The sequence below is a fragment of the Balneatrix alpica DSM 16621 genome, from assembly GCF_000619885.1.
Taxonomy (GTDB): domain Bacteria; phylum Pseudomonadota; class Gammaproteobacteria; order Pseudomonadales; family Balneatricaceae; genus Balneatrix; species Balneatrix alpica.
Window position 1 is genome coordinate 38,165 of the sequence record NZ_JHUZ01000017.1, and the last position, 22,974, is coordinate 61,138.

Here is a 22,974-nt window from a genome sequence, read left to right on the forward strand (position 1 = left end):
TTTGTATAGCAACTTTACACAGTGCTGCCGGCGCCTTCCCCCACCAGCTTGTGCTCCAGCGCGTAACGAGCCAAACCGGCGGCGGTTTGGATGCCGAGTTTCTGTTTGATGTTTTGCCGGTGCGTCTCCACGGTGCGCACGCTGATACTGAGCTGACGGGCGATTTCCTTATTGTTGCGTCCCTCGGCCAACAGGCAGAGCACAGTTTCCTCCCTGGGTGTCAGCACACTGGGAGAGACATCCGCCCCACCTGGCGCCAGGGGTTTACTGAACAACGAGTGGGAGGCACTCTGGCTGAAATAGGCGTTGCCCTGATAGACGGTTTCGATCGCTTTGATCATCTCCTCCGCTGACACATCCTTGAGGATGTAGCCACTGGCGCCATCCTGCATCAGCTGCAGAATATACTCACGGTTATCATGCATGCTGAGAATCAGAATCCGCATCGCCGGGAAACGACGCTGGAATTCCCGCGTCGCCTCCAGGCCATTCATCACCGGCATGCTGACATCCATCAGAATCACCTGGGGCTGCTGCAGAGCGGCCTGCTCCAGCGCCTCCTGGCCATTACCCGCCTGCCCTACTACCTCTATCCCGGCGGCTGCCGCCAGGCGGGCACGGATACCATCCAGCACCAAGGGGTGGTCATCTACTAGCAACACTTTGATTGGCTCAGCCATCTTCGCCCACTCCTTTGCGGTACAAACTCATCGGAAAGCGCGCCTGTACATGGGTGCCATTGCCTGGCTCGGCCTCCAAGCGGAACTCGCCACTGAGCAGTTCCACCCGCTCGCGCATATTGGTCAGGCCGATGCCCTGCTGATTACGACGATCGGCCGGGTCAAAGCCATTACCGTTGTCGTGAATCTCCAGCCAGAAGCTGTCACCGCGCCAGTACATTTGAATCCACACGCGGCTGGCATCCGCGTGTTTCTCGATATTGGTCAGGGCTTCCTGAATCAAGCGGTAGAGGGTGATCTCAATCTCCTCCGGTAACTGTTGTGCCGCCAGGGGGCTATGGTGCTCCACCTGGATATCCGTGCGCTCACTAAACTCGGCCAGCAGACTTTGCAGCGCCTGGTGCAAGCCCAGATCATCCAACACCGTCGGACGCAGATCATGGGAAATACGCCGGACTTCAGTAATCGCTTGCTCCAAACCTTGCTGGCCACGGTTAAGCTCTTCCTGCAAGGGCACTGGACCCAGACCCCGCTGCACCAGCTCCAGACGGAACTTGACCGCCACCAGCAACTGATTAATACCATCGTGCAGTTCGCGGGAAAAACGCCGCCGCTCCGCCACATGAAACTGCACCGACTGCTGCGCCAAACGCCGTAGGCGTTCATCCGCCAGGCGTAGCTCGTGCACATTAAAGGCCACCCCCATCAGGATCACCACAATCACAGTCAGGGCAGTAATCACCAGCACGGTGAAGAAGGTGTTGCGGATATTCAGCTGCACCTGCTTGCGAATATGCGCCACCTCTTCGGCAATATCATCGATATAGAGACCGGTTCCCAGCATCCAGCCCCAACGGGGCAGCTCTATCACGTAACTGAGCTTATCCACCTGCTCTCCCCGGGACGGTTTTTTCCACAGATAGCGGTGGAAGCCACCGCCCTGACGCGCCTCGGCCCACAGATTACGGATGATGAAGTCGCCATTGGCATCCTGCAGATCCAGCAGATTACGCCCCACCAACTCCGGAATAATGGGGTGCACCAGGTTGGTTCCATCGCGGTCATAGACGAAGAAGTAGCCGTCTTCGCCATAGGTCAGATGATGCAGAATCTGCTTGACCCGCTCCTGCGCCTGCGCCTCAGACAGCTCGCTCTGTTGATAGAGGTGCTCGATCGAGGTCAAGGCCAGGCTGACGTAGTGGCGTAGCTCGGTTTTTTTGCTTTCTAGCAGGGTGTCTTCGAAGGTGCGAATTTCCAATTCGCTCAGGGAGTGCACCTGATTGACGGCAATCAGGGTGACACTGGCCGTTAACACCAATAGCGGCAACAGCGCTAACAACAGGATTTTGGCTTTCAGTGACATGATTAAAACAGGCTGGACAGAGTCAATTGTGCAGTTTTTGCACAACCCCTGCGCCCTTGTCCAGCCCTAAATCACTAACTAGGTAGTATTACGGAGAGGCTAGCTCTGCTAATCCGTTAAGCCATAAAACTCCGGCCACAGCATAATGCTGATCAGCACCAGTAACTGCAGCAGGATGAAGGGCACCACTCCACGATAGATATCCATAGTGCTGACCTGACTGGGCGCCACCCCTTTCAGGTAAAAGAGACTGAAACCAAAGGGCGGGGTGAGGAAGGATGCCTGCAGGTTCATCGCAATCAGAATGGCGAACCAGACCATCGGAATCCCCAGAGCCTCCGCCACCGGCGCCAGAATCGGCACGATGATGAAGGAGATCTCGACAAAGTCGATAAAGAAGCCCAGCACCAGGATCACCACCATGGTCATGATCAGGAAGCCCCACTTCTCACCGGGCAGGCTCAGTAGCCACTCTTCCACCAGATGCTCACCACCGGTGTAGCTGAACGCCATCGAGAAGGCGGTCGCCCCCAGCAAAATGGCAAAGACCATCGCCGTCACCTTGACGGTTTCCTGCGCGCTCTGAAACAGCATCTTCCAGGAGAACTGACGATAGATCAGCGCCAGCACCACCGCGCCTATGCCGCCCAAGGCCGAGGACTCCGTCGGCGTCGCGACTCCGGCAAAGATGGAACCCAACACCACCAGAATCAGCACCAGCGGCGGAATAATCGCCTTCAGGGCCGTCATAATCTGCTCCCGGCGGGTGCCTTCATCCTCTTCCACTGGCATCGCCGGGGCCGCCTCAGGCTTCCACCAGGCCAGCACCAGCACATAGGCGATATAGGCAGCAATCAACATCAAACCCGGACCCAGGGCGGCGTGGAACAGGTCCCCCACCGGAATCCCCATCACATCCCCCAGGATAATCAGGATGATCGAGGGCGGAATAATCTGCCCCAGGGTGCCGGACGCGCAGATGGTGCCGCAGGCCAAACGCTTGTCATAGCGGTACTTCAGCATCACCGGCAGGGAAATCAAACCCATTGCCACCACACTGGCGCCGACCACTCCGGTCGAGGCCGCCAGCAGCGCTCCCACCAGGATGGTGGAAATCGCCAGTCCACCCCGCACGCCACCAAACAGCTTACCCATCGACTCCAGCAGCTGCTCCGCCAAGCGGGTTTTTTGCAGCACGATGCCCATGAAGATAAACAGCGGCACCGCCATCATCACGGTATTTTCCATGATGCTCTGAATACGGAAGGGCATAAAAGCAAACATTTCCGGGCCTTCTGCCCAGAGCCCAAACAGTAAGGCCACCCCGCCGAAGGTAAAGGCCACCGGGAAGCCCAAGAGCAGCATCAGCAATGCCACCACAAACATAATAATGCCGATCATGACAGTGACTCCTTCGCCTGCTTCTGCTTCGGCCGCAGCCCCAGAATCACATTGAGGGAGCTAAGAATCAGCCCCACACCCGCCACCGCCATCAGGGTAAAAGACAGGGGAATGGTGGCCTTGATCACCCAACGGGCCGGCAAACCACCGGGATCACCGCTGGTTTCACCCAGGGCATAGGCCTCTTTGGCAAAGTCCACCCCGTACCAGGCCACCAACAGGCAGAAAGGCAACAACAGCACCAGGGTGCCGGCAATATCAATCCAAGCCTGAGCCTTATCGCTCAAGCGCTCATAAATCAGATCCACCCGCACATGGCCACCGGCCTGCAGGGCATAGGGTACACCCAGCAAAAACACCGTGGCATGCAGGTGCCACTCCAGCTCCTGCAGGGCGATGGAGACGTTATTGAACAGGTAGCGGGTAATGACGTCGTAAAAGACATTCAGCAACATCAGCAGAAACAGCAGCGCAGACAACCAACCCAGCCATTTGACCAAGCCGTTGACGCCCTGCTCCAGGCGCAACAGGGGATGCATGGGGAAATACCTCTAACGGAAGGGGCCGCCCCCGGCCATCGCGAACATCAACCAGGGGCGGCAGGCAATCAGTTTTGCTGACTGTTCAGATAGGCACGATCAGAGATATCGGTCCACTGACGTACCTGTTGCAGGTAGGCCGACTGGGAGTCGATGATCTCTTTCGCCAGGGGATCGGCGGCAGCATGCTCCGCCAGCAGTTCATCATTCGCCTGACGCATAGCACTCATCACCTCCGCCGGGAAGGTCTTCACCTGCACATCAGGGAACTCCTGCTTCATCTTCACCCAGTTTTCCCCACTGGCATGGGTAGACTGTACGTACATGTCATAGGCCGCGGTGCGCATGGCCACTTTGAGGATCTCCTGCAGGTCAGCAGGCAGCTTCTCCAGGCTGCGCTTGTTCACCAGGAACTGCAGCTCAGTGGCTGGCTCATGCCAACCGGTGTAGTAGTAGGGGGCGATCTTGTGGAAGCCCATACGCAGATCCAGTGACGGCCCGACCCACTCCAGCGCATCAATGGTGCGACGCTCGAGTGAGGTATAGAGCTCACCGGCAGGAATATTGACCGGGTTAGCGCCTAGTTTAGCCAGCACCTCACCCGCAAAGCCTGGGATACGCATTTTCAGGCCCTGCAAGTCAGCAACGGAGTTAATTTCCTTCTGGAACCAGCCACCCATCTGGTTACCGGTATTACCACCAGGGAAAGACAGCAGACCAAAAGGCTCATACACCTTTTGCATCAACTCCATGCCACCGCCGTGGTAAAACCAACCATACTGCTCCTGCGCCAGCATACCGAACGGCATGGTGGTGAAGTACAGCGTATTGGGCACCTTGCCTTTCCAGTAATAGGACGCGGAGTGACCCAGGTCATACTGGCCGGCACGCACCATATCAAATACGCCGAAAGGCGCTTTGTGCTTGTTGGCGGAATCAATGGTGATTTTCAGACGGCCATTGGACATGGTCTCCGCCATTTGCGCCATATTACGCGGGGCATCGCCAAAAATCGGGAAGTTAGACTGCCAGCTCTCGGCCATGGTCAAGCGGTATACTTTCTCCGCCGCCTGCGCCGGGCCAGACAACAGCGCCGCGCAACCCAGCGTCGCCAGAGCAGTCTTGAGGAAAGACAGCTTCATCATTCAGATCACCTCGTTTGTTGTTATTAGCAGCTTGGAGATGATCGCAAGGCCGTGACAACGCGCCTATTCGCAAGAGTACAGAGGGGACTAGGTAAAACACGCAAAATAGCTCAGTAGTTTTACCTAGGTAAGCAGAAGAATAACCCGTTATTTAGTAAACCAGTCCTGCTCAGTTACATCCTCAAATACCACTTTATAATCCTGAATTTTCGCCATGCCCTGCGCCTCCACAACCACGGCATTAATGTCAGCCTTGCTAGCAATGGTGTCACCTGACAGGGTCGAACGTTCCCACACTTTCGCTTTTAAACGGAAAGCGGTGCCTTCCTGGATGATATCGAGACTCTCAATGTCAAAGTTATGATTTTCCGTTTCCAACCACATTTCTTCCGTAAAGGCCTTATATTCCTCTAGACTCAAGGCACCTGTGCCCATCTGCCAATGCTCGGGGGCTTGCAGATGAATACGTACATCGCCCTTAAAGGCATTGAAGTAAGCCGCATCCTCATTCTGCACATGTTCGATCATGCTGTTGAACAGGGTATTCACGGTGGCAGCATCCATAGCTGCCTGAGCCTGGCCAACAAACAGCCATGCAGCGGCGATCACGCAGAGTTTTTTCATCTGTGATTCCTTTAAATTCAACTATTAATTAGGTGATTGAGTAAAAGCCTAAGTCATTTCGACTCAGTTATTTCGACTCAGTGACAGCAGACTGACGTCGCTTTAGCTGCTCTTGTTCCCAGGCCCAGCTAGGTGGTTTGATCAGGTATTTCAGGCTTTGTGACAGACTGTCAGCCTGCCACATGCGCTGAAACAGCTTGGTAAATCCATGAAAAAACACGGTAAAGGGATTAATGGAGTTGATCCGTGGAAAGACCCCGTAGCGCACCGGCTCTTCTTCCTTGGCAAAGGTGCCAAACATTCGATCCCAAATAATCAGGATGCCGGCATAGTTTTTATCCAGATACTGCCGATTGGTGGCATGGTGTACCCGATGATGGGAGGGGGTATTCATGACTGCCTCAACAGGACGTGGCAACTTGCCCACCGCTTCGGTATGCAGCAAAGTCTGGTAAACCTGCACTACTGTCTCGCATAAAAACACCATCGCCGGATGAAAACCCAACATTACTAAGGGTAAATGGAAGGGTAGTGGGAACAAACCATCCAACGGACCGAAGCGATAAGCGACCGATATATTGAAATAGGGCGAGCTATGGTGAACCGTATGAGTAGCCCAACCGATCCCAACGCGATGCAAAAAGCGGTGTTCCCAGTAATAGGCCAAATCCGCCAGAATCAGGCAACCTAGCACGGTCCACCAGCTCATCGGCAGCTGAGTCAGGCTAAAATCGGTATACACCCAGTAAAACAGCCCAGTATAGGCAGCAGCAATCAAGGCCGCGCTCAGCACGATAAAAGCCGCTAAGGTAATAAAGTTGGTCAGGGAATCACCGGCCATGTTCCAGCTCAACTGGCGTTTGAACCCTAGACGAATCAGTTCCAGTACAAAAATCGCCATCGCCAGCAGGAAAAAGCCATCATCAATCCAGACTTCCCAACCCAGCAACTCTTGCTCGCTCAAATAGCCTAATAAGGTTTCCATTAGGGTTGCTCCTGATATAACGCCCACATTTCACTACCGCTCAGGTTGCCCTGGTAATCCACCTGGTGACGCTCTATCACCGCCTTGAGGCCACGCTGATAACTCAATCCACCCCAGGCACTGGCCAGTACACTGGCTTTAGTGGTCGCAGGTACTACCACCTCATACTGCCCTGCCGGTAATTGGGTGGTCGTGGATAATGTGCCGAGCAGGTTGCTCCGATCATAGCCAATCGTCACCATGGCTTTACTAAAGTCGGTATTAAAGCCCTGATAGAGGACAAATATCTGACTTTCCCCAGGCTTAAGGGCCGCATGCAGTAATTTTTGCTCATTGAAGGTGTACCAGAGTTGCTCAATATCACCCAGCGCAATGCGCTGTGACACACCGACCAGCGGAATATTACTCCAGCCTGCAGATACAAGATCCTGACTAGGCTGGCTTGGCTTGGTGGTGACGGGAGCGGGTGAGTTGGCTGGCTTGCTCTGAGCCGGCGGCGTAGGCATCACCCACTGTCCAGCCGACTCCTGCTTCGGCTCGGTTGGATTCAACCACTGCTCAGCACTGCCACCCTCACTTAGCCACTCGCCACCCGCTCCACCTGGTTGCAACCACACGGCTAGCCAGACCAACGCCACAATGGCCGCTGTCCCCAACATATAACGAATCAACGGCATGTTTGACTCCTTAACGCCAATCACTTAACAGGCAGCTCAACGCCACCCCTAACCACAAGGCCATACCTAACCAATAACCCAGTGGTTCCTGCTCACGCAGGAAGGCACGGTGCAACCACACTTCACCGCTGTACAAATCCCAGCCCAACCACAGCAGCAGACTCACTCCAATCAATGTCCACATCATGTTGTCTCCTGACCCAACCACCAGGCGGCCTTGTCGCCATAATTAACGGGCGTCGCCGGATGGGCAAAAAGCTGAGAACCCAGGTAATGGTGAAAATCCGCTACGACTCGCTCCATTTCCACCAGACGCCCACCCTGTGCTAGCTGGCTTTTCATACCCTGTTGCAGGCGCTCACAAATCCACTTGTCCTCAGCAAAAAACTGCTGGGTAAAACTCTGCTCACTTTTACTTTCTCGACCACTGTCCGCGTAGGTCACAAAACCGGATCGAATCAGGCTCTGATCCACTGCTTGCGGCAGTACCTGAATCCACCCCAGACCCTCGCAAGTGAGAATGGCGACAAAGTTAGGGGGTAAGCTCAACAACAGATAGTGCTGGCAATGTTCAGGCATGGCTGTTTGAAAAAGACTCAGCAGGCTTTGGGTGACACCGCTTTTCATCTCGCCACTTGTCAGACTCCAGCTTGACTGTCCCGCCACGTAATAAGCCTGTTTGGTTGGCGTGACCTGCTCAAGGGTGTCCTTATGCACCTTGAACAGGTGGTAGCTCTCCATGGCATTCTCCATGATCAGTTTCCAGTTAGCCTGCCAGGACTCCACCTGGCTGGGACCAACCTGACTCATTTGCGTCAGCTCAAAGGCTTCGACAAAAGGCTCCAGCCCGCTAAAGCGCTGCGCTAGGGTTTCACTGGGCTTACCCAGGTGAACAAATACCAGCCCCTGCCAACTACCCAGCAAGAACTGTGTCAAGCAGTGCTCTTGGTGATCGATATGGGATTTACCCTCCAGCGGAATCCCCTTTAAACCACCATCCAGACCATAGGTCCAGGCATGGTAGGGACATACCAGGTGCTTACTGACTCGGCCAAAACCCGGATCAAGCAGCAGGGTGCCACGATGGCAGCAAAGGTTAGACAGGGCACGTAATTGGCCGTCTGCTCCACGGATCAACACCAACGCTTCACCTGCCAATTCGCAGGCAAAATAATCCCCTGCTTCTGGCAGCTCCCGCTCGGCCAACATGAAGATCCAGTCCTGGCGGAAAATGCGCTGCATTTCCAACTGGTACAAATCCTTGCTATGGCAGGATGCAAAGGGCAACGCCCGCGCATTTTCGGCCGCTAGGGCGGTCACTTCACGGTAAGCATTTAGCTGCTGCAGGGCTGATGTGGTCATGAAAACACCTCAAAACGAGACACGAATGGATCATATATTACAAATATACGAGACACAAGTGATTCATAAATACAGAGTGACTTTGCTATGATGCCTCCAACACGCAACAAGGAGCCTTATCTTGGATGCACGCATCCTAAAATCTCGCAAAGCATTGCTGGATGCCGCTTTGACATTGTTATTGCGGAACCCAGCTGCAAGCCTCAAGGAAATTGCTGAATTTGCCCAGGTAGGACGAGCGACCCTATACCGTCATTTCGATTCACGGGAGAGCCTAGTGCAGGCACTGGCGTTACAGTGTCTTGAAGATGTGGAACGTGTGATTGATCCCATTCGGCGTCAGGCATTAGCCCCTGAACAGATCCTGCGCCAACTGTTTGAAGCACTGATTCCGCTTGGCGACCGCTATCATTTTTTACTGTCACTGTGGGAAGTAGCCGAGCAAGATCCGGCGTTTAAGCGCCTGTATCAGCAACAACTCCAGCGTCTATCGCAATTACTGGATAACGCCAAAGCCACTGGAACGATTCGGCAAGATCTCGATACAGAGTGGCTGGTCACCGCCATTGATAGCCTGCTTTATGCAGCCTGGTGGCAACAGGGGATGCACCCGGGCAAAGCCGATCATTACACCCGCGCATTACTGGTGACCTTATTTGAAGGCATAGGTAACAGACCTGCTTGATGCAGGTATCGGCATCAGCCTCGGACGGCCTCCGTCAAAATGAACTATCAGGATGGCTCCGGCAAAACCGGTGGCGTGCTATCCATATAGGTCAAAAAATAAGCCCACAGTTGATGGGTGCGTTGCTTGGTCAACTCGGTTTGACAGCTAAGGGTCATCAGGCCACGGATCGTCCCTTCACGCCACTGGGTGTACACCGCATCACAGTGAGCGGTCATATAGGCTTGCCAGTCACGCTGAGAACGCTCTATTGCCTGCACCAACTCAGCATCCTCCCCATGGTGGCGAAGACTCGCCTGTAGATACTGGCTTAGCTGTGTCTGGGCATGCTCTAACTCCAGGCCAGCGCACTGATTGATCTGCATAGTCGTGATCGCATTCTGACAATCCACAGAGGTATCTTGCCCTTGGCTGCTCAGCGGCAGTAAAGCGGCAAACCCCATCAAGGTCGCTAAGCCACGGGCCATAGCAGGGCGGATAGATAGGCGCAAAACAAGGACTCCTTCCTGGTTGGACAGTGCAGAACTGCAACAAAGCATCAGCTGACAGCCCCTTACCGCCATTTTCTCTAGGGGCTATAAACACATCACCCCGCACTAGGCGGGGTGATGGGACAAGCAAAGCAAGGGATATCAGGCTTCCATACTGATGCGCAGCTTTTTCATCGCGCTCTTTTCCAGCTGGCGAATACGCTCGGCGGAAACGCCATACTCAGCAGCCAGCTCGTGCAGGGTAGCCTTCTCATCCACCAGCCAACGCCGGTTAAGAATATCGCGACTGCGTTCATCAAGCTGCTGCATGGCCTGCTCAAGCTTGCTGTTGGCATGCTCCTCCCAGTCAGCCTCTTCTAACTGACGGGCGGGGTCAGCACGCTTATCTTCGAGGAAGAAAGCCGGTGCCTGGTAAGCCTTATCGTCATCGTCATCGGTGCCCGCATCAAAGGCCATATCCTGGGCGGTCAGACGCCCCTCCATCTCCCGCACCACCTGTGGATCAACCCCCAGGTCCGCAGCAACGGAGTGAACTTCATCATTGGTAAACCAAGCCAGTTTTTTCTTGGCACTGCGCAGGTTAAAGAACATTTTGCGCTGGGCCTTGGTGGTGGCAATTTTGACGATGCGCCAGTTACGCAGAATAAATTCGTGCATTTCTGCCTTGATCCAGTGCACCGCAAAGGACACCAGACGCACCCCGACATTGGGATCAAAGCGACGCACCGCTTTCATCAAGCCAACGTTGCCTTCCTGAATCAGGTCAGCCTGGGCTAGACCATAGCCGGAATAGCTTTTAGCAATGTGAACAACAAAGCGCAGGTGGGCCAAAACCAGTCGACGAGCGGCCTCAAGATCATTTTGGTAGAACAGGCGCTCGGCCAGCTCACGCTCTTCCTCATGGGTCAGCATGGGAATCGCATGTACTGACTGGATGTAGCCCTCCAGATTACGGCCCGGAGACATCACCTCAGCGGGAAGAAGACTACGACTCATCTCACACCTCATCTCGATACGGAATCAGCCAACAATGGCCAGCTAACTCATGGATTCTGCCCAGCTTGCTGGGTCAGGCGGGCAGCTTATACAGCGCCCTGATTAGAAAGAAGACAAGAGAAAAAAGTTCCGGCCTTGAGGCCTGCTTTTTCACTCTTCTTTCTGTCACCTCCCTCGCAGGAGGGAGCAAATCTTAGCAAAAAGCCTTGAAGCCAGCAAAAAGCTACTCCAGTGCCTGGGGAATTGCAGCAACAAAATGTTTCTAGCGATGGGCCCCATCCCTCCGCCATGAGCACCTTTTAGCGTGGTTGGATGGCGGAAAGATGCCGTCCCACCGCTAAGCCCGCCCCCAGCACGCCCAGCACTGCCGCGCCGCCGAGTAACCATAGCGACGCCTGCCAACCCAGGCCGCGTAATTCAAACTCAGTTTGATACAACTGACCCAGCGCAGACACCGGATCACCCAGCCAGTGCAGACAGAGCGCAATCAAAAGCCAGGCCAGTAACCCGCCCAACAAGCCATACCAAAGGCCGGTATAAAGAAAGGGGCGACGCACATAGGCATCGGTGCCCCCCACCAGCTTAATCACCACGATTTCATCCCGGCGACTTTCAATCGACAAACGAATGGTATTGCCCACTACTAACAACACGGCAATGCCAAACAGGCCAGACAGCGCCACCACCACCCGGCGGGCGATATCCAATAGCGTATGTAAACGCTGCACCCACTCCATATCCAGTTGCGCCACTTCCACCTCCGGCAGCGCCTCCAGCTCCTGCAGCAAACGACTGGCCTCCTGGGGATGGATTTGCCCAGCCGGTTTAAGCACGATCACCGCCGGCAGCGGATTGCTCTCCAGCCCGGCCAGCACATCCGCTAACCCTGATAGCTGCTGAAACTCACGTAGCGCCTGCTCTTTGGAGACATAGCGCACCTCCTGCCAGGCCGGGTCACGGCTCAGTTCATAGGCCAGGGATTCTCCCTGCCCCTGGCTGGCATCATCCGCCAGGTACACCGACATCCGCGTGCTCTGCCCCAGCTCGCCACTGAGTTGCGACACATTCGACAGCACCACATACAGCAACCCAGGTAAGGCCAAAGCAATGGCGATCACCAACAGGGTCATCAGACTGCCGAGGGGTTGGCGCAGCAACTTCGCCAGGCTGGTGGCCGCTTCCTGCCGGTGATGACGCCACCAGGCACGCAGCACATCGCCGCGGCTAACCTGATGACTGACCGCTCCTGCGGTTTGCCGCTCAGCTCGTCGCATCCTGGATCACTCTCCCTTGCTGTAGCGTCAATACCCGATGGTGCATACGGGCAATCAGGCGCAGGTCATGGCTGGCGATCAGCATAGTGACTCCCACCTGATTGAACTGCTCAAATAAACGCATGATTTCTGCCGATAGCTCCGGGTCCAGGTTACCGGTCGGTTCATCCGCCAGAATCAAAGCCGGCTTGTTGACGATGGCACGGGCGATCCCCACCCGTTGCTGCTCCCCGCCAGAGAGAGCAATGGGATTAAGCTTTTCTTTATTCAGCAACCCCACCTTATCCAGTGCTGCCCGTACCCGTCGCGCTTCATCATCACTGTCGTAACCACTGATGCGCAGCGGCAGAGCGACGTTATCAAACACGCTACGGTCAAACAGCAGTTGGTGATTCTGAAACACCACGCCAATCCGCCGGCGCAGATAGGGGATTTGGCTGGCGGGCAGGCGGCTGAGATTTTGCTCACCAATATAGATATGGCCAGTGCTGGGGCGCTCCATCAACATGATCAGCTTGAGTAGAGTACTCTTACCTGCCCCGGAATGACCGGTCAGAAAGGCCAGCTCACCCCGTTTCAGGGTAAAGCTGACACCGCCCAGGGCCTCATGGCCACCGGGGTAACGCTTACTGACCTGATCGAATCTGATCATGCATCCTGCCTGTCAAAGAGGGCGTCGACAAATTCATTGGCCTGGAAGGGGCGCAGATCGTCAATCCCCTCACCCACGCCGATAAAACGAATCGGCAGGCCAAATTGTTTAGCGATGGCGAAGATGATCCCACCCTTGGCGGTGCCATCCAGCTTGGTCAGGGTAATGCCCGATACCCCCACCGCTTCCATAAAGGTTTTCGCCTGAGAAATAGCGTTCTGGCCGGTGCCGGCATCCAACACCAGCATCACCTCATGGGGGGCCTCGGGGTCGAGCTTTTTCATCACTCGCACCACTTTCTCCAATTCCGTCATCAGGTGCTGCTTGTTCTGCAAACGTCCAGCGGTATCGGCGATCAAGACATCGACTCCCCGCGCTTTCGCCGCCTGCAGCGCATCAAACAGCACGGCAGCGCTATCGGCACCGCTTTGCTGAGCAATCACCGGCACCTGGTTGCGCTCCCCCCATACCTGCAATTGCTCCACCGCAGCGGCGCGGAAGGTATCCCCCGCCGCCAGCATCACTTTTTTACCTTCGCCCTGATATTTCTTCGCCAGCTTGCCAATGGTGGTGGTTTTACCCACCCCATTCACCCCGACCATCAAGATCACATAAGGAGACTTGGCTTGCAGTTGTAGCGGCTGTTCAGCCTGCTGCAACAACGCCCGCAGCTCGTCTTTCAAGGCATGATAGAGCGCCTGGGGGTCTTTCAGCTCTTTACGGCTAACACGATCCGTCAGGCGCTGGATGATGTCCTGGGTCGCTTCCATCCCCACATCCGCCAGCAATAACTGGGTTTCCAGTTCTTCTAGCAGGTCATCGTCGATCTGTTTGGCCCCAAGAAAGAGCGAAGCCAGGCCTTCGGTCAGATTCGCTTTGGTGCGGCTCAGGCCTGCTTTAATGCGCTCGAAGAAGCCCAGTTTACCCTTGGGCTTTTCCTGCTCGCGTGGGGCCTCCACCGGGGCAGCGGCGACCACTGAGGGCTCAACCAACGGCTGGGGAGTGTTGACTGGCGCTTGTTCGGCTTCTGCTGCTGCAGTTTCTGCTACTTCGGTTTCTGCTACTTCGGCTGCAGACTGCGCCAGGCTGACCGGTGGATGCTCCTCCTCAGCCGCCGGGCTGGGCTGCTCCGTTAGCGGCTCCACTGCCGCAGGGGCGGGTTGCTCAGCCTGCTCCGGCTCGGCCACGACGGTGGTCTCAACCGCCTGCGGCATTACCTCGACAGTGCTGTCCTGTGCAGACGCTAACGCGCTCTCCTCCTGACTCGGCTCAGCAACAGGTTGCTCTGGCGCAACGGGGGCGGCAGGAGGAGTTGGCTCCGGCTTTTTCTTGCCGAATAAAGAAGATTTCAGTTTATCCCACATGAATAGTTACAATCCCACAGCAGCAGGCAGCGCGCCTGCGAAACAGAAGGGGCTATCTTAAAGGATGGCCACCGCTTTCCCAAGGGTAACAGGATAGAGAAGCAGCCGTGAGCGAGTCAGGCCATCAGCCCCCCTCCGTGAATGTACCCCAGCCCCTGTTTAACCGGCGCTATCTGAAAATCATTATCTGGGTGATTGCCATTGCTGTACTGCTACTTAACTGGTACCAGCAACGCCAGGCCGATAGCTGGCAGCCGCAACATTGGCAGCAAGAGCAAATGGCGGTCTATTGGCTGGAGCAAGATTTACAGCAAAGCGAAGTCTGGACCCTCAGTTATCACCAGGGGGCCGCAGGGGTCGCCGCAGGTTTGGCAACGCTGGCGGAGCGCACGCTGTACCATCACCTCAGCGGCAATAGTCAGGACTGGTTTTTACAACATCAGATCGCCCTGACCAGCCAGCTGGAACAGGACGGCTGGCACCTGAGCCTGCGCCTGCCCAGCACACCGGAGCATCGCCAACTTGCCCTGCAAGGGCTGCAACAGCTGCTACGCCACGATGACCTGCAACCTGCCAGTCTGGCGGCAGCTCAGCAGCGCCTGCTGGCCGAAGCCCATATCAATGCCAACAAAGCCGATCTGTTGGTCAGCCAAGCCAGTCTCGTCAGCCTCTATGGCCATCACCCCTATGGGCTGCCACAGCGGGGCCAGCGTAGCAGCCTGGAGCAGCTGGATGCCGCCCAGGTCAGTCACTTTATCGGTCAGTATTGGCAACAACCGCAACAGCTGCTGCTGTATGGCAGTCTGAGCGAGCGCGAGGCCAAACAGGTGGCGGAGCAGATTCAACAACAGTTCCCCGTCAGCCAACCAAGCGCAGTGGCCCCTCCTGCTGCCGCCGGTTTGCCCCTGAATATGCAACGTCCGCAGCTACAGCAACTGCAGGCCTGGGCCTTACAGATTCCAGTCATGCTTTACCCCCTGGAGACCGACCTGCTCCGCTTCGGCTTAGCGGAGCTGGCCACACAACAGGGTCTCAGCCCCAGCACATTGCCCCTGCCTCCCGCCAGCCTGAGCTGGTACTGGCAGGGGGCACTTGATCACGAGCCACCGAGCTGGCCGCCTGCCAGTCTGAGCCTGCGCCAGTTAGAGGTTGCCCTGCCACAGGTACGCCAGCGCTGGAAAGAACTGGCCGCCCAACCACAGCAGCTTGCCCTGCTGCTGGCGCAAGGCTTACAGCGGGGCTTGCCAAGCGATCTGCTATGGCACTACCAACTCGGCGGTGAGGCTGATTTCAGCCAATTAGAAGACGCCTTAACCACCTTTAGTGACTGGCCCCGCGGCCAGGCCCGACTCAGCCCCTAACAGGCTATCCGGCTGAATGATCTGATGAGGACTCCTATGCGCCAGCGCCCCCGCTCTACTCCCGCCGCCACCGGCCAATTACGTATTATTGGCGGTGAATGGCGCTCCCGCCGCCTGAGCTTTCCCGATTTACCGGGCTTGCGCCCCAGCACAGACCGTGTCCGCGAAACCCTGTTTAACTGGTTAATGAGCTGGGTGCCAGGCAGTACCTGTCTGGATGCCTTCAGCGGCTCCGGCGCCCTGGGCCTGGAAGCTCTGTCACGTGGCGCCCGCTTTGCCACCCTCAATGACCTGGCCACACCGGCCTATCGCCAACTGCAGGCCAACTTACAGCTGCTGCAATGCCAGCATGCCGAAGTCTTGCAACAGGACATGCAGCGCTGGCTGGCACAACCGGCGTTGCGCCAGTACGACCTGGTCTTTCTCGACCCGCCCTTTAACCAGGGCATGCTGCAGCCCTGCGCCGAGCAACTGGAGCAGCAGGGTTGGCTGGCCGATGAGGCCTATATCTATGTTGAACATGAGCGAGACCTGACTCCCACCCTGCCCTCCAGCTGGCGATTACACCGGCAAAAACAGGCGGGACAGGTGAGCTATGCCCTCTATCATCGTCAACTCAGCCCCTAATCGCTGCCGCGCCGAGACTAGCCTTTACATTGTGCGGTGCACCGCTTTGGGCTAGTATCAGGCGGCTTGCGAATACAACAAGAGCGCTTTTGCGGAAAGCCGATATGAATACCGTGATTTATCCAGGCACTTTCGACCCCATCACCAATGGTCATACCGACCTGGTGGAGCGGGCCAGCCGCCTTTTTGAACGTGTGATTGTGGCCGTAGCCGCCAGTCCACGTAAGCGGCCCCTGCTACCTCTGGAGGTGCGTGAAAATTTAGCCCGTCAGGTGACTCAGCATCTACCCAATGTAGAGGTCTGCTCTTTTGATGGTCTGCTCACCGATCTGCTCAAGGCAAAAGGCGCCAATATTATTTTGCGCGGTCTGCGTGCGGTCTCGGATTTCGAATATGAATTCCAGCTCGCCAATATGAACCGGGTACTGGCCCCTCAGGTGGAAAGCATGTTTCTGACCCCTGCCGAGCAGTACTCCTTCATTTCCTCCACCCTAGTGCGGGAAGTGGCCACCCTTAATGGTGAAGTGGGCAAATTCGTCCATCCTGCTGTCGCAGAAGCCTTGCGCAACCATATTCAGAACCTAAATAAACAGGCATAGCAAGCTGAGAACTGCGAGGATTTGCCATGGCTTTGATGATTACTGATGAGTGCATCAATTGCGACGTTTGTGAGCCAGAGTGCCCGAACGAAGCAATTTCCCAGGGAGAGGAAATTTACGAAATCGATCCGAACAAGTGCACCGAGTGTGTAGGCCACTATGACACCCCCCAGTGCGTAGAAGTCTGCCCGGTGGACTGTATTCCCAAGGATCCCGATCACGAGGAAAGCAAAGATCAGCTGTACGACAAGTACATCAAGCTGACTGCCTCCTGATCCACTCGGCCGGAGCCCGCTCCGGCCTTTTCCCGCCGAATGACGAGGTTGTCATGCTGATAATGGATTTTGAGGCCAGCAGCCTGTCCCGTCAGTCTTTTCCGATTGAAATTGCCTGGATTGATACCCAAAGCGGTCAGCGTGATTCTTTTTTGATTGATCCCCGGAGCGCCTCCCACTGGCACGATCTGCAATGGGCCGGACACATTCATGGCATTAGTCTGGAAATGCTGCATCAGCAGGGAATTGGCGTGCTGCAAGCCGCCCAACGTCTTAATCAGGCCCTACAAGGACGGCAAGTATTTTCTGATGCCTCCGACTGGGATGGCCACTGGCTGCATCGCCTTTACGACGCCACCCTGTTGCACCCCAGCTTTGAGCTGAAGGATCTTTACTCCCATCTCGCCCAATACCGTGACTATGACCTGATTGAGCAACTGCAACGCCAATCACGTCCCCATCGGGCACTGGATGATGTGGCCATGATGGCCGAGCTGATTAATAAGCGCTTGCCCCAGGTTTAAACCGCGATTAACGGCGGCGATAAAGCCCCAGCATACAGAGCAGCAGCCCTAACAGCATCAGCAACATACTGCCATTGACCAGGCCACTGTGGCGTGCGCCAAAGGGAATAAAAGGATGATTGGCCTGATGATCACAGACCAATTGTTGATAATCGAAGCTGCCACCGGCATCCAGGCAGGCATCCACCGCCATAAACTCCTGCCAAAAGCTGCCCATCAGCCATAGCATCGGCGCGATTAAAAGCAGCAGCCCCCATTTCAGCATGATGTTAGCAACTCAATCTTCGTCGTCACTGATGCCGATGGCACTGACGCCCTCATTCGCGGCGGTGGTACGCAGCTCATCGACCCAGGCAGCTTCGGCCTGGCGACGGCTTTGCAGCTCCTCGACCAGCCAATCTTCATAGTCCAACTGCTGCACCATCAACTCATGGGTATTGATCAGGCGCACCAGCTCTTCATCGGAGATATCCACCGGCGAGGTAAACTCCACCAGGGCAGCGATACACTCATGGACCACCTGAGCCGCCGATGCCGCATCCGCTGCTTCCTCACCATCCAGGGTTTGTAGCACCGCATTTAACGCCACGCAGGCATCCAGGGCAGCATGGGCACCAAACATATCGAACTCACGTAAGTCCGGGGTCACGCTGTCGAGCTGGTCCAGCATTTCTTCGATATGCATCACCGAACGGCGGCCCGCCAGCTTCTCCCACACCTTGTCGAGAATCCCCCGTACCAGGGCGGCGTCACCAAACTCGGCCACCCGGGCAAAGAGGGCATAGTTAGGGTACAGGCGCTCGGCCATACTGGCTGCGAACAGGGCCAGCTGCCAGCCTTTCAGAGGGGCTAGCTTTTGCTCGAGATCCAGTTGCTGCATGGGGGGCTCCGGGTTAGTTCGTTAGGGCGCTCATTCTACCCTAGCCCCCGTGGAGGGTACAGGCTACTAATTAGCCGGCAAACCATGTAGGGCAGGAGTCGCACTTTCCGGCACGGGGCCATCGGCCTGGGCCACTTGCCACTCCCCCGCCTGCAGGCGTAAAGGCAGCACCCCCGACCAGACCGGCCAATCCCCATCGGCAGCATCATCATTGGGGCCGCCCTGGCGGATCTTGCAGGACCACTCATCCAAGCGCAGCCGGATCACCAGGGTTGCCTGCAGTTCAATGTCCGTCAGCGGCCGCACCACGGCAGCACGCCCCGGCACAATACGATCGACAAAATAGTCCAGACTTTCGCGCTTATGCTCACCCTCTACCCGCTCCGGCTGACCAAATACCACCAGCGAGCGGTAGTTCATGGAATGATTAAAACCCGACTTAGCCAACACCAAGCCATCCAACAAGGTGAAACATACACAGAGCGGCTGCTCCAATGCCTTGGTTAATAAGCCATTACGTGCATGTCCATGCAGATAAAGGTACTCTCCCTGACGCCAATGGGCGGTCGGCAACACCAGCGGATACCCCCCGGCATCAATGCCAAGGTGACAAATCCAGCTTTCATCAATGATGGCCAACGCCTGCTGATAATCCTCTACCTTGCGCTTAGGCCCCCGCTTAATCTGATTACGCCCACTCATGTACTGACTCCTGGCTAAGCAAACAGAACTTGCAAATCGTTACGAAAGACCTGACTATGCAATGATCAATGGCTCCCAAACAGAGCCATTTTTAATCTTTTTATGGAGCCAATATGTCACCGCTGGCCAGTTTGCTACAGCCTGCCGATCCCCAGGGCGGCAGTAAGCCACAGCAACTCTACCAACAACTGAAGCAATTGATTCTGGCCGGACAGATAGCCCAGGGCCAACGCCTGCCCCCCAGCCGGGAACTGGCCAACCACTGGCAGTGTGGCCGCAATACCGTCATCCAGGCTTATGAGCAACTGGCCCAGGATGGCTTTACCCGTGGCCGTATCGGCGCTGGCACCTATGTCTGCCTACCTGAGCCGGACAGCCTGATTGCCGCCCAGCCTGAGCCACAACAGATTACGCCGGTGAAGGGCTTATCACGCCGCGGCCAGCATCTGAGCGCCTACAACCGTAGCCGCGAACCCGCCAGTTTGCTGCTACAGCCAGGCATTCCCGAGCTGCAGCTGTTTCCCTGGGATCAGTGGCGTCAACATCTGAATCGGGTACAACGCCGCCACCCGCAGCGCTTAGCCGGTTATGGTCAGCCCCAGGGTTTGCCCCGCCTGCGCCAGTGCCTGAGCCAATACCTGCAGGAGTCCCGCGGAGTACGCTGCCAGTCAGAGCAGATTCTGATTACCTCCGGTGCCCAGCAGGGCATCAGCATGGTTGCCGCGCTGTTGTTGGATGAAGGTGATCCTGTTTGGATTGAAGACCCGGGTTATCTCGGCGCCCGCTATGGCTTTCAGGCCCAGGGAGCACAGCTTTGCCCGGTACCTGTCGATGAAGAAGGACTGCAGCTCAACCAGGGCCTGGCCCAGCACCCGCTACCCAAGTTGATTTACACCACCCCTTCCCACCAGTACCCCAGCGGCGCCGTACTCTCTTTACCCCGCCGTTTGGCGTTATTGCAGCTGGCGCAAGAGCAGGGCAGCTGGATTCTGGAAGACGACTACGACAGCGAATATCGCTATGACCGCCGCCCGCTTGCCGCCATGCAGGGTTTGGATCAGCACCAGCGGGTGCTGTACCTGGGCACCCTGTCCAAGGTGATGTTTCCTGGTTTGCGTTTGGGTTATCTGGTGCTGCCCGACAGCCTGGTGGAACCCTTCTGTCGCTATCGTTCACTGCTGGATCTGCATCCACCCTTACATCTGCAGGCCGCCCTGGCCGAGTTTATCGAAAGCGGTGGCTTCAGTAGTCATATCCGTCAAATGCGTCAGCTCTACCAACAGCGCCGCGACTATTTCTGGCAACTGGCCAAGCAGCAGCTACGCCCACACCAGCTCGGCCCCTTGCCGGACGCGGGACTGCATGCCTGCCTGCGCCTGAATGGCAATGACCGCATGCTGGTACGTCAGTTGGAACAAGCAGGGCTTGGGGTGCGCGCCCTCAGTGACTATTGCCTGCAACAGCGGCAAAATGGCTTGGTGATGGGCTATGCCGGCTGTAACGAACAGCAACTGGAACAAGGCGTACAGATTTTGGCACAGTATCTGGGTCGTGCCCGCGCTTAGCCAGGTAACCACAGGAGCCACTAGCATGCGTCCACTTTTATTCGTTTCCGCGCTCAGCCTGAGCCTTAGTCTATACAGCCCCCTGGGGCTCGCGGATAAAGATAAAGGAAAGGGCAAACAAGACTGGCAGCCCAGTAGCGAAAGCAGCCAGTCCGGTGTACTCAAAGATATTTTGACTGAAACCGAACGCCAACTGGTATGGCGTATTCTCTATGGCAAAGAGGCGCCCAAAGGCAGCGAGCAGCAAAACCTCAGTCAACACAAGAACAAGGGACTGCCCCCCGGCATTGCCAAAAATCTCGCCCGTGGCAAGCCCTTACCTCCCGGCATTGCCAAACGTTATGACCAAAACACGCTGGCAAAACTACCGCAAAAACCGGGTTATGAGTGGCGTGAGTTAGATGGCCGCGCCATCCTGGTGGAAACCGCGAGTCAGGTGATTGTGGAAGTGATCAGCCGCAATCTGGGCCTCTAACCCAGCACTTAAGCCATCCATGAGCACCGCAGGCGCTGAGTGGCCCATGACCACCACAGCGCCTGCCTGGCTTAACTGCGTAGACGACGGTTCTGCTGCGGCAAGGGGCGGATACGGCCATTCTCATCAATCGCCACCAGCACAAATAGCCCTTCGGTGATCTTGCGAAACTCCGAGCCATCGGGACACTGCGCCCAAACCTCCGCCACGATTTTCATCGATGAATTGCCCGTTTCCACCACCCGGGTATAAAAGCTGAGCAGGGTGCCAACCAAGACCGGTGACATAAAGTCCACCTGGGAAATCGACACCGTGGCAATCCGGCTATGGGCCAGCTTGCCTGCATGAATACTGGCGGCCAAATCCATCTTAGCCACCAGCCAGCCGCCATAAATATCACCAAAGCCATTGGTATCGCTTGGCAAAGCGGGAAATTGCAGACTCAACTCCCCTTCGGGACTGGGGTTCAACTCATCAGAATCCTGGGCGTTCATAATTAGCCTTATTATCGCTATGGGCAGCAAAATGATGGCGCCAGTATAGCCGCTCACGCGCAGCGAAAAAACCGCCAAGCAGCGTCTTTACTGGCTTTGCGCAGACTCAGGTCGCGCTTTTGCAAAAATCTGACGATTGCCAACCCTTGTCACTGAGTTGTCACATTCAACTCCTATAGTGGGCTCCATCAAATTACGCGGCCAGGTACTGACCTGCTGCCCCTTAAACCAGAAGAGCCTGTCACCAGGAGTAAGTAATGAAACTGAAGCAACTCGTAGTCGCGCTGGGCTTCTCCGCCCTCACCTCTACCGCCATGGCTACCGGCGTTGATGCCAGCCTGCCTGACTACCAGAAAGCCAGCGGTGTATCTGGCAACCTGTCCTCTGTTGGTTCCGACACCCTGGCCAACCTGATGACCCTGTGGGCAGAAGAGTTCAAGCGTGCCTACCCCAACGTCAACATCCAGATTCAGGCGGCAGGTTCTTCTACTGCTCCCCCCGCGCTGACTGAAGGCACTTCCAACATGGGGCCGATGAGCCGCAAGATGAAGGATAAAGAGCTGGAAGCCTTCGAAGCCAAATACGGCTACAAGCCCACTGCCATTCCCGTCGCCATCGATGCCCTGGCCGTGTTTGTCCACAAGGACAACCCCGTTAACGGCATGACCATTGCTGACGTGGATGCCATCTTCTCCAGCACCCGTAAGTGCGGCGGCGCTGCTGACGTGACCAAGTGGGGCCAACTGGGCCTGACCGGCACCCTGGCGGAGCAGGATATTCAGCTGTATGGCCGTAACTCAGTATCCGGCACCTACGGTTACTTCAAAGATCACGCCCTGTGTAAGGGTGACTTCAAAAACAACGTTAATGAGCAGCCTGGTTCCGCCTCCGTGGTGCAGTCTGTTTCCACCTCTCTGAACGCCATTGGCTACTCCGGCATCGGTTACAAAACCGCTTCTGTTAAAGCCGTTGCCCTGGCTAAAGAAGAAGGCGGTCAGTTCATCGAAGCGACCATGGAAAACTCCGTCAACGGCACCTACCCGCTGGCTCGTTTCCTCTACGTTTATGTCAACAAGGCCCCCAACCAGCCTCTGGCTCCGCTGGAGCGTGAGTTCATCAAGCTGGTGATGTCCAAGCAAGGCCAGGAAGTGGTCGTCAAAGACGGCTACATCCCCCTGCCCAAGGCTGTGATCGAGAAGACTCTGTCCGCTATCGAGTAAGAGCTTCCCAGGGG

General features: G+C 56.2%; 28 protein-coding genes. 9 read left to right on the top strand and 19 right to left on the bottom strand.

Going from position 1 to position 22,974, the window contains the following annotated elements; all coding sequences use genetic code 11:
* Positions 1 to 14: 14 nt before the first annotated feature.
* The 10 genes from Q334_RS0109145 to Q334_RS0109190 form a co-directional block, all read right to left on the bottom strand.
* On the bottom strand, positions 15 to 680 hold the full coding sequence (locus Q334_RS0109145) for a response regulator transcription factor (RefSeq protein ID WP_027312951.1): 666 nt from the start codon (positions 678 to 680) through the stop codon (positions 15 to 17).
* Positions 673 to 2,043 (bottom strand): cache domain-containing protein, encoded by a 1,371-nt coding sequence (locus Q334_RS0109150; RefSeq protein ID WP_027312952.1) that lies wholly within the window; start codon positions 2,041 to 2,043, stop codon positions 673 to 675. The genes Q334_RS0109145 and Q334_RS0109150 overlap by 8 nt, the downstream gene beginning before the upstream one ends.
* Before the next feature lie 108 nt (positions 2,044 to 2,151).
* Positions 2,152 to 3,444, bottom strand: coding sequence for a TRAP transporter large permease (locus Q334_RS0109155; RefSeq protein WP_027312953.1), 1,293 nt, complete (start codon positions 3,442 to 3,444; stop codon positions 2,152 to 2,154).
* Positions 3,441 to 3,983 carry a TRAP transporter small permease subunit gene (locus Q334_RS18580; protein ID WP_051527668.1) on the bottom strand — a complete coding sequence of 181 codons (543 nt, stop codon included), beginning with the start codon at positions 3,981 to 3,983 and terminating at the stop codon, positions 3,441 to 3,443. The genes Q334_RS0109155 and Q334_RS18580 overlap by 4 nt, the downstream gene beginning before the upstream one ends.
* A 68-nt stretch (positions 3,984 to 4,051) precedes the next feature.
* Positions 4,052 to 5,128, bottom strand: a complete 1,077-nt coding sequence (locus Q334_RS0109165) for a TRAP transporter substrate-binding protein (protein ID WP_035461249.1) — start codon at positions 5,126 to 5,128, stop codon at positions 4,052 to 4,054.
* Positions 5,129 to 5,275: 147 nt separating this feature from the next.
* A complete protein-coding gene (locus Q334_RS0109170) occupies positions 5,276 to 5,752 on the bottom strand; it encodes a hypothetical protein (RefSeq protein ID WP_027312955.1) in 477 nt (158 codons plus the stop codon).
* Positions 5,753 to 5,819: 67 nt separating this feature from the next.
* Positions 5,820 to 6,737, bottom strand: coding sequence for a sterol desaturase family protein (locus tag Q334_RS0109175; RefSeq protein ID WP_027312956.1), 918 nt, complete (start codon positions 6,735 to 6,737; stop codon positions 5,820 to 5,822).
* Positions 6,737 to 7,414, bottom strand: coding sequence for a hypothetical protein (locus Q334_RS0109180; RefSeq protein ID WP_027312957.1), 678 nt, complete (start codon positions 7,412 to 7,414; stop codon positions 6,737 to 6,739). Before Q334_RS0109180 ends, Q334_RS0109175 begins: the two co-directional genes overlap by 1 nt.
* A 10-nt stretch (positions 7,415 to 7,424) precedes the next feature.
* Positions 7,425 to 7,601, bottom strand: a complete 177-nt coding sequence (locus Q334_RS20490) for a hypothetical protein (protein WP_169735598.1) — start codon at positions 7,599 to 7,601, stop codon at positions 7,425 to 7,427.
* Entirely contained in the window at positions 7,598 to 8,776 is a 1,179-nt protein-coding gene (locus tag Q334_RS0109190; protein ID WP_027312958.1) for an aromatic ring-hydroxylating oxygenase subunit alpha, read from the bottom strand. Before Q334_RS0109190 ends, Q334_RS20490 begins: the two co-directional genes overlap by 4 nt.
* A gap of 121 nt (positions 8,777 to 8,897) precedes the next feature.
* On the opposite strand from Q334_RS0109190, the gene Q334_RS0109195 reads away from it, so the two are divergent.
* A complete protein-coding gene (locus Q334_RS0109195) occupies positions 8,898 to 9,461 on the top strand; it encodes a TetR/AcrR family transcriptional regulator (protein WP_027312959.1) in 564 nt (187 codons plus the stop codon).
* A 47-nt stretch (positions 9,462 to 9,508) separates the two neighbouring features.
* Here the strand turns inward: Q334_RS0109195 and Q334_RS0109200 are convergent, their stop codons facing one another.
* The 5 genes from Q334_RS0109200 to ftsY all read right to left on the bottom strand — a co-directional run bounded on the left by Q334_RS0109200 (position 9,509) and on the right by ftsY (position 14,238).
* Positions 9,509 to 9,952: a lysozyme inhibitor LprI family protein gene (locus Q334_RS0109200; protein ID WP_245593676.1), complete on the bottom strand. Its 444-nt coding sequence runs from the start codon at positions 9,950 to 9,952 to the stop codon at positions 9,509 to 9,511.
* Between the two features lie 141 nt (positions 9,953 to 10,093).
* Positions 10,094 to 10,948, bottom strand: coding sequence for an RNA polymerase sigma factor RpoH (rpoH, locus tag Q334_RS0109205; protein WP_027312961.1), 855 nt, complete (start codon positions 10,946 to 10,948; stop codon positions 10,094 to 10,096).
* 299 nt (positions 10,949 to 11,247) lie between these two features.
* Positions 11,248 to 12,222 (bottom strand): permease-like cell division protein FtsX, encoded by a 975-nt coding sequence (gene ftsX, locus Q334_RS0109210; protein WP_027312962.1) that lies wholly within the window; start codon positions 12,220 to 12,222, stop codon positions 11,248 to 11,250.
* On the bottom strand, positions 12,209 to 12,874 hold the full coding sequence (ftsE, locus tag Q334_RS0109215; protein ID WP_027312963.1) for a cell division ATP-binding protein FtsE: 666 nt from the start codon (positions 12,872 to 12,874) through the stop codon (positions 12,209 to 12,211). Before ftsE ends, ftsX begins: the two co-directional genes overlap by 14 nt.
* Entirely contained in the window at positions 12,871 to 14,238 is a 1,368-nt protein-coding gene (gene ftsY / locus Q334_RS18585) for a signal recognition particle-docking protein FtsY (protein ID WP_035461250.1), read from the bottom strand. The genes ftsE and ftsY overlap by 4 nt, the downstream gene beginning before the upstream one ends.
* Positions 14,239 to 14,345: 107 nt before the next feature.
* Between ftsY and Q334_RS0109225 the strand changes: the two genes are divergently transcribed.
* The 5 genes from Q334_RS0109225 to Q334_RS18595 all read left to right on the top strand — a co-directional run bounded on the left by Q334_RS0109225 (position 14,346) and on the right by Q334_RS18595 (position 17,624).
* The gene (locus Q334_RS0109225) at positions 14,346 to 15,599 is read left to right on the top strand and encodes a peptidase M16 family protein (RefSeq protein ID WP_027312964.1); all 1,254 of its coding nucleotides are present in this window, start codon (positions 14,346 to 14,348) and stop codon (positions 15,597 to 15,599) included.
* 36 nt (positions 15,600 to 15,635) lie between these two features.
* Entirely contained in the window at positions 15,636 to 16,226 is a 591-nt protein-coding gene (gene rsmD, locus Q334_RS0109230; RefSeq protein WP_027312965.1) for a 16S rRNA (guanine(966)-N(2))-methyltransferase RsmD, read from the top strand.
* A gap of 104 nt (positions 16,227 to 16,330) precedes the next feature.
* Positions 16,331 to 16,825 (top strand): pantetheine-phosphate adenylyltransferase, encoded by a 495-nt coding sequence (coaD, locus tag Q334_RS18590; RefSeq protein ID WP_035461253.1) that lies wholly within the window; start codon positions 16,331 to 16,333, stop codon positions 16,823 to 16,825.
* Between the two features lie 26 nt (positions 16,826 to 16,851).
* A complete protein-coding gene (locus tag Q334_RS0109240; RefSeq protein ID WP_027312966.1) occupies positions 16,852 to 17,100 on the top strand; it encodes a YfhL family 4Fe-4S dicluster ferredoxin in 249 nt (82 codons plus the stop codon).
* Positions 17,101 to 17,153: 53 nt separating this feature from the next.
* Positions 17,154 to 17,624, top strand: a complete 471-nt coding sequence (locus tag Q334_RS18595; protein ID WP_051527669.1) for an exonuclease domain-containing protein — start codon at positions 17,154 to 17,156, stop codon at positions 17,622 to 17,624.
* Between the two features lie 7 nt (positions 17,625 to 17,631).
* On the opposite strand, the gene Q334_RS0109250 is transcribed toward Q334_RS18595, so the two are convergent.
* The 3 genes from Q334_RS0109250 to Q334_RS18600 form a co-directional block, all read right to left on the bottom strand.
* Positions 17,632 to 17,889, bottom strand: a complete 258-nt coding sequence (locus Q334_RS0109250) for a hypothetical protein (protein WP_027312967.1) — start codon at positions 17,887 to 17,889, stop codon at positions 17,632 to 17,634.
* A gap of 12 nt (positions 17,890 to 17,901) precedes the next feature.
* Positions 17,902 to 18,504, bottom strand: coding sequence for a DUF416 family protein (locus tag Q334_RS0109255; protein ID WP_027312968.1), 603 nt, complete (start codon positions 18,502 to 18,504; stop codon positions 17,902 to 17,904).
* 66 nt (positions 18,505 to 18,570) lie between these two features.
* On the bottom strand, positions 18,571 to 19,206 hold the full coding sequence (locus tag Q334_RS18600) for a pyridoxamine 5'-phosphate oxidase family protein (protein WP_051527670.1): 636 nt from the start codon (positions 19,204 to 19,206) through the stop codon (positions 18,571 to 18,573).
* A gap of 113 nt (positions 19,207 to 19,319) precedes the next feature.
* On the opposite strand from Q334_RS18600, the gene pdxR reads away from it, so the two are divergent.
* Together pdxR and Q334_RS19985 are read left to right on the top strand one after the other, a co-directional pair.
* Positions 19,320 to 20,771 carry a MocR-like pyridoxine biosynthesis transcription factor PdxR gene (gene pdxR, locus Q334_RS0109265; protein WP_027312969.1) on the top strand — a complete coding sequence of 484 codons (1,452 nt, stop codon included), beginning with the start codon at positions 19,320 to 19,322 and terminating at the stop codon, positions 20,769 to 20,771.
* Between the two features lie 25 nt (positions 20,772 to 20,796).
* Positions 20,797 to 21,246 carry an anti-virulence regulator CigR family protein gene (locus tag Q334_RS19985; RefSeq protein WP_051527671.1) on the top strand — a complete coding sequence of 150 codons (450 nt, stop codon included), beginning with the start codon at positions 20,797 to 20,799 and terminating at the stop codon, positions 21,244 to 21,246.
* A 71-nt stretch (positions 21,247 to 21,317) separates the two neighbouring features.
* Here Q334_RS19985 and Q334_RS0109275 read toward each other — a convergent pair whose 3' ends face one another.
* On the bottom strand, positions 21,318 to 21,740 hold the full coding sequence (locus Q334_RS0109275) for an acyl-CoA thioesterase (protein WP_035461255.1): 423 nt from the start codon (positions 21,738 to 21,740) through the stop codon (positions 21,318 to 21,320).
* Positions 21,741 to 21,997: 257 nt separating this feature from the next.
* Here Q334_RS0109275 and Q334_RS0109280 point away from each other — a divergent pair, with 257 nt between their 5' ends.
* Positions 21,998 to 22,960, top strand: a complete 963-nt coding sequence (locus tag Q334_RS0109280; RefSeq protein WP_027312971.1) for a PstS family phosphate ABC transporter substrate-binding protein — start codon at positions 21,998 to 22,000, stop codon at positions 22,958 to 22,960.
* The last annotated feature ends 14 nt before the right edge of the window (positions 22,961 to 22,974 follow it).

Coding starts and splice junctions, on each gene's coding strand:
- Q334_RS0109145 (WP_027312951.1), bottom strand. CDS start 680: ATGGCTGAGCCAATCAAAGTGTTGCTAGTAGATGACCACCCCTTGGTG.
- Q334_RS0109150 (WP_027312952.1), bottom strand. CDS start 2,043: ATGTCACTGAAAGCCAAAATCCTGTTGTTAGCGCTGTTGCCGCTATTG.
- Q334_RS0109155 (WP_027312953.1), bottom strand. CDS start 3,444: ATGATCGGCATTATTATGTTTGTGGTGGCATTGCTGATGCTGCTCTTG.
- Q334_RS18580 (WP_051527668.1), bottom strand. CDS start 3,983: ATGCATCCCCTGTTGCGCCTGGAGCAGGGCGTCAACGGCTTGGTCAAA.
- Q334_RS0109165 (WP_035461249.1), bottom strand. CDS start 5,128: ATGATGAAGCTGTCTTTCCTCAAGACTGCTCTGGCGACGCTGGGTTGC.
- Q334_RS0109170 (WP_027312955.1), bottom strand. CDS start 5,752: ATGAAAAAACTCTGCGTGATCGCCGCTGCATGGCTGTTTGTTGGCCAG.
- Q334_RS0109175 (WP_027312956.1), bottom strand. CDS start 6,737: ATGGAAACCTTATTAGGCTATTTGAGCGAGCAAGAGTTGCTGGGTTGG.
- Q334_RS0109180 (WP_027312957.1), bottom strand. CDS start 7,414: ATGCCGTTGATTCGTTATATGTTGGGGACAGCGGCCATTGTGGCGTTG.
- Q334_RS20490 (WP_169735598.1), bottom strand. CDS start 7,601: ATGATGTGGACATTGATTGGAGTGAGTCTGCTGCTGTGGTTGGGCTGG.
- Q334_RS0109190 (WP_027312958.1), bottom strand. CDS start 8,776: ATGACCACATCAGCCCTGCAGCAGCTAAATGCTTACCGTGAAGTGACC.
- rpoH (WP_027312961.1), bottom strand. CDS start 10,948: ATGAGTCGTAGTCTTCTTCCCGCTGAGGTGATGTCTCCGGGCCGTAAT.
- ftsX (WP_027312962.1), bottom strand. CDS start 12,222: ATGCGACGAGCTGAGCGGCAAACCGCAGGAGCGGTCAGTCATCAGGTT.
- ftsE (WP_027312963.1), bottom strand. CDS start 12,874: ATGATCAGATTCGATCAGGTCAGTAAGCGTTACCCCGGTGGCCATGAG.
- ftsY (WP_035461250.1), bottom strand. CDS start 14,238: ATGTGGGATAAACTGAAATCTTCTTTATTCGGCAAGAAAAAGCCGGAG.
- rsmD (WP_027312965.1), top strand. CDS start 15,636: ATGCGCCAGCGCCCCCGCTCTACTCCCGCCGCCACCGGCCAATTACGT.
- coaD (WP_035461253.1), top strand. CDS start 16,331: ATGAATACCGTGATTTATCCAGGCACTTTCGACCCCATCACCAATGGT.
- Q334_RS0109240 (WP_027312966.1), top strand. CDS start 16,852: ATGGCTTTGATGATTACTGATGAGTGCATCAATTGCGACGTTTGTGAG.
- Q334_RS18595 (WP_051527669.1), top strand. CDS start 17,154: ATGCTGATAATGGATTTTGAGGCCAGCAGCCTGTCCCGTCAGTCTTTT.
- Q334_RS0109250 (WP_027312967.1), bottom strand. CDS start 17,889: ATGCTGAAATGGGGGCTGCTGCTTTTAATCGCGCCGATGCTATGGCTG.
- Q334_RS0109255 (WP_027312968.1), bottom strand. CDS start 18,504: ATGCAGCAACTGGATCTCGAGCAAAAGCTAGCCCCTCTGAAAGGCTGG.
- Q334_RS18600 (WP_051527670.1), bottom strand. CDS start 19,206: ATGAGTGGGCGTAATCAGATTAAGCGGGGGCCTAAGCGCAAGGTAGAG.
- pdxR (WP_027312969.1), top strand. CDS start 19,320: ATGTCACCGCTGGCCAGTTTGCTACAGCCTGCCGATCCCCAGGGCGGC.
- Q334_RS19985 (WP_051527671.1), top strand. CDS start 20,797: ATGCGTCCACTTTTATTCGTTTCCGCGCTCAGCCTGAGCCTTAGTCTA.
- Q334_RS0109275 (WP_035461255.1), bottom strand. CDS start 21,740: ATGAACGCCCAGGATTCTGATGAGTTGAACCCCAGTCCCGAAGGGGAG.
- Q334_RS0109280 (WP_027312971.1), top strand. CDS start 21,998: ATGAAACTGAAGCAACTCGTAGTCGCGCTGGGCTTCTCCGCCCTCACC.